The sequence below is a fragment of the Streptomyces typhae genome, from assembly GCF_009755605.1.
In the GTDB taxonomy this organism is placed as follows: Bacteria; Actinomycetota; Actinomycetes; order Streptomycetales; family Streptomycetaceae; genus Streptomyces; species Streptomyces typhae.
The window spans coordinates 74909-87585 of sequence record NZ_WPNZ01000018.1; the positions used below are offsets into that span (position 1 = coordinate 74909).

General features: G+C 74.1%; 13 protein-coding genes and 1 pseudogene. 3 read left to right on the forward strand and 11 right to left on the reverse strand.

Going from position 1 to position 12677, the window contains the following annotated elements:
- Window positions 1-144: 144 nt before the first annotated feature.
- Entirely contained in the window at window positions 145-723 is a 579-nt protein-coding gene (locus GPA10_RS28675) for a carboxymuconolactone decarboxylase family protein (protein WP_157168028.1), read from the forward strand.
- On the forward strand, window positions 720-1574 hold the full coding sequence (locus GPA10_RS28680) for an RNA polymerase sigma-70 factor (protein ID WP_157168084.1): 855 nt from the start codon (window positions 720-722) through the stop codon (window positions 1572-1574). The genes GPA10_RS28675 and GPA10_RS28680 overlap by 4 nt, the downstream gene beginning before the upstream one ends.
- Window positions 1575-1683: 109 nt before the next feature.
- Here GPA10_RS28680 and GPA10_RS28685 read toward each other — a convergent pair whose 3' ends face one another.
- From GPA10_RS28685 to GPA10_RS28725, 8 genes are all read right to left on the reverse strand, one after another.
- On the reverse strand, window positions 1684-1923 hold the full coding sequence (locus GPA10_RS28685) for a chaplin (RefSeq protein WP_058850942.1): 240 nt from the start codon (window positions 1921-1923) through the stop codon (window positions 1684-1686).
- A 180-nt stretch (window positions 1924-2103) separates the two neighbouring features.
- On the reverse strand, window positions 2104-2355 hold the full coding sequence (locus GPA10_RS28690; protein ID WP_157168029.1) for a chaplin: 252 nt from the start codon (window positions 2353-2355) through the stop codon (window positions 2104-2106).
- Window positions 2356-2579: 224 nt separating this feature from the next.
- Complete coding sequence (locus tag GPA10_RS28695; protein ID WP_343041421.1) at window positions 2580-3818, reverse strand: serine/threonine-protein kinase; 1239 nt, start codon at window positions 3816-3818, stop codon at window positions 2580-2582.
- A 161-nt stretch (window positions 3819-3979) separates the two neighbouring features.
- Window positions 3980-5149: a HAMP domain-containing sensor histidine kinase gene (locus GPA10_RS28700; protein ID WP_157168030.1), complete on the reverse strand. Its 1170-nt coding sequence runs from the start codon at window positions 5147-5149 to the stop codon at window positions 3980-3982.
- A complete protein-coding gene (locus GPA10_RS28705) occupies window positions 5146-5817 on the reverse strand; it encodes a response regulator transcription factor (protein WP_157168031.1) in 672 nt (223 codons plus the stop codon). The genes GPA10_RS28700 and GPA10_RS28705 overlap by 4 nt, the downstream gene beginning before the upstream one ends.
- An 8-nt stretch (window positions 5818-5825) precedes the next feature.
- On the reverse strand, window positions 5826-7631 hold the full coding sequence (locus GPA10_RS28710; RefSeq protein ID WP_157168032.1) for a serine hydrolase domain-containing protein: 1806 nt from the start codon (window positions 7629-7631) through the stop codon (window positions 5826-5828).
- Window positions 7632-8028: 397 nt separating this feature from the next.
- The gene (locus GPA10_RS28720) at window positions 8029-9234 is read right to left on the reverse strand and encodes a M56 family metallopeptidase (RefSeq protein ID WP_157168033.1); all 1206 of its coding nucleotides are present in this window, start codon (window positions 9232-9234) and stop codon (window positions 8029-8031) included.
- A 7-nt stretch (window positions 9235-9241) separates the two neighbouring features.
- Window positions 9242-9646 carry a BlaI/MecI/CopY family transcriptional regulator gene (locus GPA10_RS28725; protein WP_157168034.1) on the reverse strand — a complete coding sequence of 135 codons (405 nt, stop codon included), beginning with the start codon at window positions 9644-9646 and terminating at the stop codon, window positions 9242-9244.
- Between the two features lie 302 nt (window positions 9647-9948).
- On the opposite strand from GPA10_RS28725, the gene GPA10_RS28730 reads away from it, so the two are divergent.
- Window positions 9949-10584, forward strand: a complete 636-nt coding sequence (locus GPA10_RS28730) for a hypothetical protein (RefSeq protein WP_343041422.1) — start codon at window positions 9949-9951, stop codon at window positions 10582-10584.
- Window positions 10585-10953: 369 nt separating this feature from the next.
- On the opposite strand, the pseudogene GPA10_RS28740 reads toward GPA10_RS28730, so the two are convergent.
- The 3 genes and pseudogenes from GPA10_RS28740 to GPA10_RS28750 all read right to left on the reverse strand — a co-directional run.
- Window positions 10954-11265, reverse strand: a pseudogene (locus GPA10_RS28740) (response regulator); the annotation flags it as partial.
- A gap of 386 nt (window positions 11266-11651) precedes the next feature.
- Entirely contained in the window at window positions 11652-11804 is a 153-nt protein-coding gene (locus GPA10_RS28745; RefSeq protein ID WP_157168035.1) for a hypothetical protein, read from the reverse strand.
- Between the two features lie 108 nt (window positions 11805-11912).
- On the reverse strand, window positions 11913-12671 hold the full coding sequence (locus GPA10_RS28750; protein ID WP_058850933.1) for a class I SAM-dependent methyltransferase: 759 nt from the start codon (window positions 12669-12671) through the stop codon (window positions 11913-11915).
- Window positions 12672-12677: the final 6 nt, after the last annotated feature.

The window sequence follows — 12677 nt, forward strand, 5'->3', positions numbered from 1 at the left end:
AGCGGCGCCGTGCAGGTGAGACGCGGCTCACCCGGGAGAGCCCCGCGTGGATTCCCCTCCGCCGATGTCACACGCGCGGCGTGGGCGGTGTCTTCATGGTGAACGGACGGGACACCCGGCCGAACCTACGTACCTGGAGAAATCATGACGCTGCGCATTCCGAAGGCCGAGCTTCCCGCGGAGCTCCGCGACAACATGTTGGAGCAGTTCGGTTCGGTGCCCGAGCCCGTCGAGGTGCTGTGGCACCACCCGGGGCTCGCGCGCGCCAATCAGGAGTTCGCGGCCGAGCTGGGCTCGTGGGACGCGGCGCCCGCGGACTTGAAGACGTTCGCACACATGGCGGTCGCCGCCTACGTCGGCTGCGGTTGGTGCCTCGACATCAACTACTTCCAGGCACTGAACCAGCACCTCGACCCGGCCAAGGCCAGCCAGGTGCCGCGCTGGCGGCAGTCGGACGTGTTCACGGAGCTGGAGCGTGACGTGCTCGCGTACGCCGAGGCCATGACGGACACCCCGACGACGGTCACCGACGAGCTGCATGCCGGGCTGCTCGACCGGCTCGGCCCGGCGGCGATGGTCGAACTCACCGTGTACATCGGCTTCGCCAACTTCGCAGCACGGTGCAACTCGGCACAGGGAATCGCCTCGCAGGGGTACTCCGACGCGTGCGAGATCCCCCTCGCGGCCCGCCCCGCCGACACCGCCGCGGCGTCGACGGCATGACCGGCGGCGACCCCTTCGTCGCCCACCGCAGCCTGCTGTTCACGGTCGCCTACGAGATGCTCGGCTCGGCGGCCGACGCGGAGGACGTGCTCCAGGAGTCCTGGCTGCGGTGGGCCGCCGCCGACCGTGCCGAGGTGCGGGACCCGCGGGCCTATCTGGTCCGCACCGTCACGCGGCAGTCGCTCAACCGGCTGCGGTCGCTGTCGCGCAGCCGCGAGGACTACGTCGGCGAGTGGCTCCCCGAGCCGCTCCTGACGGCCCCGGACGTCGCCGATGACGTCGAGCTCGCGGAGAGCGTCTCGATCGCGATGCTGACCGTCCTGGAGACGCTGGGGCCGACGGAACGCGCGGTGTTCGTGCTCCGTGAGGTGTTCGAGCTGCCGTACGGCGAGATCGCCGAGGCGGTCGGCAAGTCGGCCTCGGCGGTGCGGCAGATCGGGCGGCGGGCCCGCGCCCACGTGGCGGCACGGCGGCCTCGGGTGCGGGTGAGCCGGTCGGAGCAACAGGCCGTGGTGGAGCGGTTCCTCGCCGCGCTGCACACCGGGGAGTTGCAGGCGCTCCTCGACGTCATGGCGCCGGACGTCGTCATGATCGCCGACGGCGGCGGGATCGCGGCCGCCGCGGCGGCACCGGTCCGCGGCGCGGCGAGCGTGGCACGGCTGCTCGCCCGTCCGGGCCGGGCGGTCTCGGTGGTGTGGCTCAACGGCGCGCCCGCGGGCCGCGTCGAAGTCGACGGCCGGGTGGCCACGGTGAGCCTCGTGGTGGAGAGCGGGAAGGTCACCCGGATCCACGCGGTGGCGAACCCGCACAAGCTGACGCGCCTCGCCGAACCGGCCGAACTGGTCCGGTAGGCCGACAGCACGCCGTTCGGTGCGGCGGCGGGTGTTCCGGGCGGGCGGTCGCGATCGCCCGCCCGGAAGCGTGCCGTACCGGCGGTCTCCTACAGGGAGCCGTATCCGGTCAGTCGTTGACGCAGGTGTTGCCGAAGGCCGGGTTGAGCAGGCCGATGATGTCGATGCTGTTGCCGCACACGTTGACCGGGACGTGGACCGGGACCTGGATGACGTTGCCCGAGATCACGCCGGGAGAGTTCTGGGCGGCGCCGGAGGCACCGGCGTCGGCGGTCGCGAGGCCCGCCGCGCCCAGGACGAGGGCACCGGTGCCCAGTGCCACAGCGGCCATCTTCTTCATTGCGGACATGCCTTGTTCTCCTTGCGTGATGTGCACTGGTTGCACCAGTCGCACTAGCTGTACGAGTTTCGAGTGGAGGGCGCCCGGCGAGCCGCACACGGCATCGCCCACCCGGAGCGACCGAGCCGGGCACCTGGGCTGATCAACGCTCTGACCAGCACTTGGACACGCTTTCTCGCCCGGTTGCCGTCAGTGGTTCTTGCACTTGTTGCCGGCAGCGGGATTGAGCACAGCGAGCACGTCGACGCTGTTTCCGCAGAGGTTGACGCCGAGGTCGATGGGGACCTGGATCGCGTTGCCGCTCAGGACTCCTGGGGAGTTCGACACCTTGGCGGCCGCTGTGGCGCCGTCCGGGCCGGGGCTCGCCACGGCCGCGCCGGCGCCGCCGACGACGGTGACGGCCGCGAGGGCGGCGGCGGCGAGGATCGTGTGCTTACGCATGGGCTTGCCTCCAGATCGGGAAAAGGCGTACGCCCGAGGCTCACCGCGAGACCGCACCGGGGAAACGGAACATGATCTGTTTGGCCTACCGCTCCCCCTCGTACAGGTGGCCCCAGGGGCTCAAAGAGCCTTGGAGGAAACCTCGCTGACGGCGTCTCAGGCGCCGCCGCGGCGCGGTCGGCCGCCGGGTGCCCGGGCGGTTCGGTCCCCGACTGCCGGGACGGTCAGCCGCTGGGCGCCGGGGCGATCCTCGCGAGGCGGCGCCGCACGTCCTCCCGGGCCCCGTTCTTGCCGGTGACCTGCGACCGCAGGGCCGCGAGTTCCGCGCCCAGGTCGTGCACCGTACGCGGGTCGGTGACGTGGTGCCAGCAGTGGTGCGCCCGGTCGACCGCGGCCGTCACGTCGGGGTGTTCGGGGCTCTGGCCGGATGTCAGGCGCAGCACGGCGGAGCGCATCCACAGCTGGCTGGCGCGCGCCGGGTCCTCGGCCTGGCGGGCCAGTTCGGCCTGCACCTCGATCCAGTGGACGGCCTGCGGCGACGCCGGGCCATGAGCGCGCAGCGCTTCCTGTTCGTGGGCCGCGGCCAGACCGGCCGCCTCGGTGTGCCGTCCCGCGCTCGCCGCGGCGAACACCTCGGCGTGCGGATCGCGTCCGGGCGGCGCCTGCGCCGGGACGACGGGGCCCGGAACGGCGGGGCCCGGTACGGCTGTGTCGGGGGCAGCCCGGCCGGGAACGACGGTGTCGGGGACGGCGGCGCGGGTCGCGGCGCCCACCGCGGGGGCCGCGGGGTGCGGTGCGTACCCGGCGGTGTCGAGCGCACGCGCGGGGCCGATGACCAGGGCGCCGCTGGTGTCGACCTGCTGCAACGCCTCCTGGTGGAGCCGCTCGGGGGCGAGGCGCAGACCGCTGCGCAGGATCTGCGCCAGCGCGAGGGTGTAGGCCGGCTGCACGGTCTGGCGCGGTTTCGGCGGGGCGGCGATCAGGCCGTACGTGTGCGTGCCCCGGCCCAGTTCCAGGGGCGCGGTGTGCAGGTGCTGCCAGGTCTCGGCGTCGGCCACCAGGTCCGCGTACACGGTGGTCGTGCCCGGACGGCGCTGCTGGAGTTCGTGGACGAACCAGGCCCAGGGCAGGGCGGTGTAGCGGACGGTCGCCGGGGTGGTTCTCGCGAGGGCGAGGTGGACGTGGTGCTGGCGGCGGTCTCTCTGGAGCTGCCCGGAGAGCACGACGGTGAGCGGGCCCGGCGTGGCCGCCGCGGCTCTGACGCGGGTCAGTACCGTCTGCGGGTCTATGGGGTCGGCGAGTTCGACCAGGCTCGCCGCCGCGGTGCCCGTCCAGGCGCCGGGCGCGACGGCCGCCAGCACGTTGGTCACGTTGCCCGTGTCCACCAGGCAGCTCCTGCCCGCGGGCGCGGCTGTCACCAGCAGCACGGTTCCCGGTGCCGTGTCCTCCCCTGTGATCTCCACACCAGCACCGTATCCGCTGATCTCGGCATTGCGGGAGTCAGGTGTCTCCGCCCCCGTCACGAACGCACGTCATGGGCGCTTGGGGGACACGTTTTCGAGGTCCTTCGGGGGCGTTTCCGCTTCCGCCGCCGGAGCACGCGGGGCCGTCCGCGCCCCCGCGTTCAGCGGCGGACCGTGAGGCGGAAGACACAGCCGTCACCCGTGGGACCGGGCGAGGTGAGGGTGAGGGTGCCGCCGTGGGCCGCGGCGACCTGGCGGGCGATGGCCAGGCCGAGGCCGGTGCCGGGGGCCTCGGTCCGTCCGCGCCAGAAGCGCTGGAAGACGCGGGCCTGGTCCCCGGCGGGGATGCCGGGGCCGTGGTCGGTGACGGCGACCGCCGCTTCGGCACCGGTGACCTCCACGGAGACATGCACCGCGGTGCCGCCTGGTGCGTACCGGACGGCGTTGTCCACGAGGTTGCCGATCGCCCGCCGCACCGTGGGCTCGTCGACCGGGCAGACGGCGGCCGGTGGCCCGGACAGCGAGAGGCGGGTGTTCTTGGCCGCCGCCTGCACGCCGGCGTCCTCGACGACGGCGCCGGCGACGGCCATCAGGTCGACGGGGCGCCGATCGAGGGTACGGGCCCGGCCGCGGGCGTCGACCAGGAGTTCGTCGAGGACCGCTCGCAGCCGTACGGCCGCCGACCGGGAGCGTTCCAGGCCCTGGCGGTAGACGGTGAGGGTGGGTTCGGGGTGCGCGAGGAGCACCTCGGCGTTGGTGACCAGGACCGCCAAGGGGATGCGCAGTTCGTGGCTGGTCTCCTCGACGAGGCGCCGCTGGGTCTCGGCGGCCTGTTGCAGGCGGTCGAGCATCCCGTCGAAGCTCGCCGCGAGGGTGACCACCTCGGTCGGGCCGTGCCGCAGGGCGATGCGGCGGCCGAGGTCGGCGCCCTGGATGTCGTCGGCGACCGCGCGCACCCGGTCGATGGGGCGCACCGCGCGGCCCGCCCACCACCAGGCGGTCCCGCCCGCGAGCGGGCCGAGTGCGAGGACGGTCCAGAGCGCGGCGGCGGACCGGTGCGTGGTGGTGTCGGTGACGGTCTCCTCCGTGGGCTTCTCCGGGGGCTTCTTCGTTGGCTTCTCAGTGGCCTTCTCCGTTGGCTGCTCCGCTGGCTGCTCCTTGGCCTTCTCCGGGGGCTCATCCACGGTGGCCGGAGCACCCGCCGATCCGTCCCTCGTCGTCTCGGTGTCGGTGGCGAGCACCACCCCGAACAGCAGCAGCGCCGGGACGTAGATGGCGAGGAACCCGAGCAGGGCGAGCCGCACGCGCAGCGAGCCCCACAGGCGTCTCATGGCCGCCCCTTGAGCTGGTAGCCGACGTTGGTGATCGTCACGATGAGGGGCGGCTCGCCGAGTTTCCTGCGGAGCCGGCTGAGGATGACCCGTACCGACGTGGTGAAGGGGTTGGCGTGCGCGTCCCAGACGTGTTCGAGCAGGTCCTCGGCGGACAGGACCTCGCCCGGGTGGTGCATGAAGTACCGGAGGAGCGAGAATTCCCTTGCGGTCAGGACGAGTTCGGTGTCGGCGCGCCGGGCCGTGTGTGCCGCGAGGTCGAGGGTGAGTTCGCCGACGTGCAGGGTCGAGCCGTGGCTCTCGCCGCGTCGGCCGAGGGCGCGCACCCGGGCCACGAGTTCGGCGAAGTGGAACGGCTTGACCAGGTAGTCGTCGGCCCCGGCGTCGAGGCCCGCGACCCGGTCCGCCACGGCGTCGCGCGCGGTGAGGACCAGTGAGCGGCGTGGCCGGCGCAGCTCCGGATCCCGCGCGAGACGGCGGACGAGTTCCAGGCCGTCGCCGTCGGGCAGTCCCAGGTCGAAGCAGGCGACGTCGTACGTGGTGAGCCGCAGGAGTTCCTCGGCGTGGGCACAGGTGGTGGCGAGGTCGACCGCGTAGGACTCGTTGCGCAGGCCGAGCGCGAGGACGTCGGCGAGGTCGGGGTCGTCCTCGATCAGCAGGATCCGCATGGTGTCAGTCAACCGTCCGTCGGCGCGGACCGCGACGGTCGTTCCGCGCGGACCGCGACCGCCGTCGTGCCCGCTCCCGTTCCGCCCGGTCCCGTTCCACCCGGACCCGTGACGCTCATGTGTCCCGCGCGGAAGGTGACGGTCACTTCGGGACCGGTGTCCGCGGGATCGTCCGGGCGGTACCGGTCCCGGCCTGCGGGGACGAGGGCCAGCGTGGGCGGCCCGGTGGGGACTTCGGCCGCGGAGACGCCGCCCAGCGCGTCGAGCGAGTACCAGCCGGTGGTGCGCGCCCCGTTCCTGGCCGTGAGGGTGACGTAGGTGCGTATGTCTCCCCCGTGGAACAGGGTGGCGCCCACGTCGATCCCGCGCAGGGGGCCGAAGTCCTCTTCGAGGGCCGCGCGTTCCTTGCGGCCCTCCCGGCTCCTGCCGTCGAGCAGGTCCCGGACGCGCCGCTCGTTCGCGCGGAGGTCGGCGGCCGTGGCACCGGCGGCGCCGCCCCGCTTCGGCGGGAAGAGCGCGCCGACGGCGTCCGCGCCCGTGGCGGAGACCTTGAGCCCGCCCCCGGCGGCCCGCACGTCGAACGTACCGCCGGAGCGCAGCGTGTACTTCCCGACGGCGGCGGCAGCCCCCGGGCCGGGGGCCGTCGCCGGTGCCCTGGGGACGGGGAGCGGTTTGCCCGCGATCAGCGCGGGACCCACCTTCTTCAGGAGGTCCTCGGCGGTCGTCCTCGGCTTGTTGGAGATGATCGCGACCGCCCGCTGGTCCTGCGGAATCCACAGGACGACGGCGTCGTGCCCCACCTGGCCGCCGCCACCGGAGGACGCGAGGAACGGCTTGCCGTACACGGACGCGTCGAAGGCCACCCAGCCGGGAGTCTCCGCCCGGCCCTCCCCCAGGTCGTGACCCGGCGTGCCGATGGCCTTCGCCGACTCGGCCGAGACCAGGCGGGCGGTGAACAGCGCCCGGGTCCAGGCCGCCAGGTCGCCGGCGGTCATCGCCACGCTGCCGTTGCCGTCCAACGCCCAGTGCGGGCCCGCGAAGCCGCCCCGTTCGCCGGTCCGCCCGCTCTCCAGGTACCCGGTGGCGCGGGGCCCGGACGGAGCCGGCTCCCCGTCCCAGAATCCGCCCGCGACCCGTCCGCCGGGCAGCCGCAGCGTCTTCGCCGCCGTGTACGCGCGGTACGTCGTGCCGGACACCTTCTCGATGATCAGCGCGAGCAGGGTGTAGCCGGCGTTGGAGTACGCGTATCCGCTGCCCGGCCGGAACGCCACCTCCAGACGGCTGATCGCCCGCAGGGCCGCCGTGCGGCCGAGCGGCTCGTGGTCCTCGCCGTGCGACCCCTTCAGGCCGCCGGTGTGCAGCAGCAGTTGCCGCACCGTGACCCGGGCGACGGGCCCCTTCAGACCCGGCAGCAGCTCGCCCGCGCGGTCGTCGAGCCGCAGCCTGCCGTCCTCGGCGAGGCGGAAGACCGTCGCGGCCGTGACGGCCTTCGTGATCGAACCGATGCTGAACACGGTGTCCGTCGTGTTCGGTGTCCCGGTGGCGTCGTTCGCCGAGCCGTACGCCGCCACACAGTCGGACCTGCCCCGGGTCGTCACCGCGATGGAGCCGCTGAAACCGGCCCGCTCCCACCGCTCGAACGCCGCGTCGAGACGCGGATCGCACATGGGCCGTGCGCGTCCCGCGCCCGCGTCCGATGCCGCCGCGCGTGCCGACGTGTGCGCGGCTTTGGGTTCCGGTCCCGCTCCGGTGCAGGCCGCGAGCATGCCCGCCGCGGTCACCGCGGCTGCCGCCACCAGGTACTTGTTGGTCATGTGCGGCACCGTACGGAGAGCGGTGCGAACCAGGTGTGAACGAAACGAGCCGCGAGGGCGGGAGGAGGTCAGGGATCTCGTTGGGAGTCCGGGAGTCACTGCCCGGCGGAACGGGACGGGGTCGTCCGCCTGCCGTCGGCGTACGGGAACCGGGACGTACGCCCTCGGGTACGGCGGCTTCCTCCTCCTGGGCGGCCGGGCCGCCGATCTGTTCGGGCGGCGGCGCGCCTTCCTCACCGCGGTCGCGGTCTTCGGTGCGGTGAGCGTCCGGGGAGCACTGGCTCCGGCCGGTGGCCCGCTGGTCGCGGCGCGGCGCGGCTGGTGCAGGGCATCGCCGCGGGCTTCCTGGCCCCCGTACGTGGTCCGAAGGGGCAGCGGGCGACCAGCAGCGGCGCGCTCACAGAGGCGTCGCGGCGTGCAGGATGAGCACCAGCGTCACCGTCGAGTTCGCCGACGACATGGCCGACGCGAGCGTGCCGGCCGCGGCGGTCCACGCGGCGAGTCCCACCGACGTGAACAGCGAGGGCCAGCTCCGCGGGCCGGGGGCGGGAGCGAGGAGTGCCGCCACGCGGCGGGGAACCGGGCCCGGGGCGGCGAGGCCCGCGAGGGTCGGGGCCGGGGCGCCCTGCGAGACCAGGGCGGCCTTGCCGATCGCGAGCGCCACCGCCCGGCGGTCGCCGACCGCGTGGGCGGCCTCCTCGTCGGCCCACCGCTCGGCGGTGTACGCGACCGCCGTGCGCAGCGGGCGCAGGAACGGGTTGGCGCGGGCCGCCAACTGCACGGCGAGCAGGTGCCGGTGGTGCCGCGCCACGAGGTGCGCCCGCTCGTGGGCGAACAGCGCGCGGCGCTCGGGGGCGTCGAGGCAGGACAGCAGGCCCGCGGTCACGACGATGCGGTCCTTGGGAGCGACGCGGTTCTCGGCGGCGGCGGCGTCGGCGATGCGGTTCTTGGCGCTGCCGCGCCTGGCGGTACGGTTCTTGGCGCTGCCGCCCGCGGCAGTACGGTTCTTGGCCCCGCCGCCCGCGGCAGTACGGTTCTTGACGCTGCCACCCGCGGCAGTACGGCTCTTGGCCCCGCCGTACTTGGCGACATGGTGCTTGGCGACACGGTGCCTGGCGATACGGTGCCTGGCCAGACGCTGCTCGGCGCGGTCGCCGGGCAGCGCGCCGCTCCCCCGTCCGCCGGGCAGCGCGTACGCGTACGGGACCGTGTCCTCCAGGACCACGACCCCCGTACCGGGCAACCCCTCCAGCGCCCGGTGGGCCTGCCTGCGGACACGGCGGTGGCGGGCCAGGGTGCGCCAACATCCGGCGGCCACCACGAGCAGTACGGGTATGGCCGCCTTGCCCGCGATCTCCTCGTACGGCACGGCCTCGCGCACCTGCGGGTCGGACCAGCCGTCCGGCAGCGGGTTGCCGGGGAGCTGGGCCGTGCCCACGACCATGAGGAGGGCGAGGCAGAGCGTGCTGCACGCCGCCATCACCACGGCCACGCCGGTCAGCAGGCGGGTGGCGACGTTCGGATGCAGACGCTGCTCGGCGAGGCGCGCGACCGGCCACGCCGTCAGCGGCAGGACGAGCGGCAGGAAGATGAAGAACCCCATGGCGGCGTCAGTCTCTCCGGTCCGCCTCGGCGTCCCGCAGCAACTCCCGCAGCACCTGCTCGTCGTCGCGCGACAGAGCGGTGACGAAGCGGGCGAGGACCGCTTCCCTGTCGCTCTCGCCGTCGAGCACCTTGCGCATCCTGTGGGCCGCGAGGCCCGCCTCGTCGGAGGCCGCCGTCCACACGAAGGACCGGCCCTCCCGCTCCCGGGTCACCGCGCCCTTGGCGAGCAGCCGGGTGAGGATCGTGATGACGGTCGTGTACGCGAGGTCGCCGCCGAGGCGGTCCTTCACCCAGGCCGCGCTCACGGCCTCGTCGGCCTCGCGCAGGGACGCCAGGACCAGCGCCTCCAACTGGCCCTGCCCGCGGCGCCGGTGCCGCGCCCCGGGCGGGCCGTCTCCGCCGTCCACCATGCAGCTCAGCTCCCTTCGACCGTGCCGTGCGCGACATCGTACTGATCCACTGTCAGGGAGAACGCGGGCCGTCGCGGCCGAGTTCCGCCACGGGCGGGCGGGTTCCGCTACAGGCGGGCGGGTTCCGCTACGGACGGGCGGGTTCCGCCGTCTGCGACCGAGTCCTGCCGTGCGCGGGCGAGTTCGGTGCCGGGTGCCGCGCGCGCCGCCTTCCGATCGTTCTACATTGCTGTAGATTCTAGTGCCCGAAGCCGCGGCTGCCCGAAGCCGCGACGGCACGACTGCGACCGACGGAGACCTAGGTGACCACGCGACTGCGTCCGGAGGACCGGGCCGACTTCGAGTGGGTGCTGACGCTGGCCCTGGACGTCACGGACATCCGCACCGCCCTGGACCGCGGCCCGGTCACCCCCGGCGTGGCCGCCCTGCGCGCTCGGGCGCTGGCCGACGCCGACGCGATAGCCGCCTCGGCGGCGGACGAGTACCGGGCCTATCTGCGGGCCCGCGCCGCCGTGATGCCCGCGTCCGGCACCCCGGCACCGTCCCGCGGGGCGGCCAGGAACGGCCCGGTGGCGGAGTCCCTCCTCCCCGCCCTCGGGGTGCTCGCGCCACTCGTCTCGGCCGTCGCGGCCACGGTCTTCCTGCTGTTCGGGTACGGGATCCGGCTCGCCACACCGGCGAGCAGCGTGGCGTCGACCCTCGTCACCGCAGGGTGGACCAGCGCCCTGGTGACGGCGGCCAGCACCATCGTCGGCCTCGGCGCGCTCCTGGTCACGGCGGTGCGCTCGCGCACGTCGCACCGCGGCGACCCCCGCCTCGCCGTGGGCAACCCGGAAGCCGAACACGCCCGCGCCGCCTGGCACCAGGCGCTCCTGGAGCGCGGCCTGCTGCCCTATCTGCGCGGACACCTCACCGTCGGCCCGCCCTCCGCCGACTGAACCCCCGGCTGCCGCGACCGGCCGACCGCACTCACCGAGCGCACTGGCCGACCGCCCGGCCGGTCTTGCCGACCGGCTCCGCCAGGCATCCCTCCGCTAGGCATCCCTCTTGCCCAGCACGACCGCGGCCGTCAGCAGCAGCGCCGCCGAGTACGCGGTGACCAGCAGCAGCGACGGCCACGCGGGCAGGCTCCCCACGGTGTCCGCCGGTGTCCGCGCTCGCGTTCGACGTCTGGGTCAGCCCCTCAGGGCCGCCGTCGGCGAGACACCAGACACCCGCGACCCAGCGCTGCGCGTCGCCGAGGAGCGGGCCGACGAGGGACGGCAGCAGCAGGACGCCGACGACGGTGGTGACGGCGCCCGCGGAGTGAAGCCCGCGGCGCCGTACCGCAGCGCCTTGAAGACGTACTCGTCGATCCGGTACGTGGTGAGCATGTTGACGCGTACGAGGTCCAGGACGCGGTCGGCCGCGATCCGACGGGTCGCCTCGATGCCGTCGACGCCGGGCATGCGGATGTCCATGAGGTCGACGTCGGGGCGGGTGGTGCGCACCGCCTCCACCGCCCGCAGCCCGTCCGCCGCCTCGGCGACCACCAAGAGGTAGTCGGTGAGGTCGAGCAGGGCGCGGAAGCCCGCGCGGACGACGGTCTGGTCATCGACCAGGACCACACGCACCGTCATGTCCGGCCTCCGCTCTCGTGGTCGTTCCCGAAGGTGCCGTCTCCGGATCCGTCTCCGGATCCGTCTCCGGTGCCGCCTCGCGGCTGTTCCCGTCCGAGTGTCGCGCTGGCGGGCCGTCGCTGTCCGGATGCCGCGTGGGAAACCTGGCCCGGACGTGGAAGCCGCCCTCCGGAAACGGTCCGTACGTGATGCTGTCGTCGGCCGCGGTGTTCCGTCGTCCCTGACCCCAACGGTCGGCAGCCCGGCGCCGAGATGCGTGGACACCGTCGCGTGCCTGGCGCCGGAGTGCTTGACGACATTGGTCAGCGTCTCCTGGACGATGCGGTGGACCGCGAGCCCGACCCCCGCCGAGGGCGGCCGGGCCACCGTGTCGTCCTGCCGCAGCGTCACGGCGACGCCGCCCCCACTCGTTCCTCCCGTACGCGCCGGGCCGCCTCCCGCTCCCGGTCGGCCCAGGCCCGCGCCGCCCGGTCCGCGTACTCGCGCAGCGGCTGACGCCGCGTCCGCACCACCTCGCCGAGCAGCAGCGGCAGCGCCACCTGGACCGTCGCTGAGAGAAGGTCCTCACCCCCTCACGGCAGGAGGGGGCTCGGTGTGCCGCATACACCACCGGGAGTAGTGATCCGCGGTGCTCCGCACGGACGGCGTCAACGCCGTACCACCAGGACGTCCACCTCGTACGCCTCCTCCACCGTCCCCTCGGGGAACAACTCGCTCAGCAGCGCCCGCTCCTCGGCCAGGAACTCCGCCGTCCGCGCCGCGTCCAGGACGAGGAAGGGCGAGTGGCTGGTGACGTTGGCGAGGTGGGTGTCGAGCGGGACGGTGCGGTTCCACGACAGTTTGCGCCGTGTGAAGGGGAGCTCGCCCAGGCCCGCGAGGCGCCCGGCGTCCTCGTCGTCGAGATGGCGGCGCGCCGCGGGCCGCACCCCGCACGCCCGCGCGATCCGCTCCCGCTGGGCGACGGCCCACGGCGCGTCGGCAGCGTCCGTGTTCCACCACAGCGCGAGGGCCCCGCCAGGACGCAGCACCCGCATCGCCTCGGGCACGGAGCGGTCGGTGTCGGTCCAGTGCCAGGACTGGGCGTACGTCAGCAGGTCGAGCGAGTCCGTGGCGAGCGGCAGCGCGTTGCCGTCGCCCCGCACCACGGGCACGCCGGGCAGCGCGCGGCGCAGCTCGGCGCTCATGGCGTCCCCGGGCTCCACGGCGAGCACCCGTGCGCCGCGCTCCCGCAGCAGGGCCGTGGCGATGCCGGTGCCCGCGCCGACGTCCGCGGCGCGGGCCCCTGCGAGCGGCCTGCCGCCGATCTCCTCCACGGCGTCCAGCAGGGCGGGCGGATAGGAGGGCCGGTTCGCGGCGTACTGGGCGGCGGCCGAGTTGAAGGAGTGGGCGCGCGAGGGGGAGGTCATGCTCCC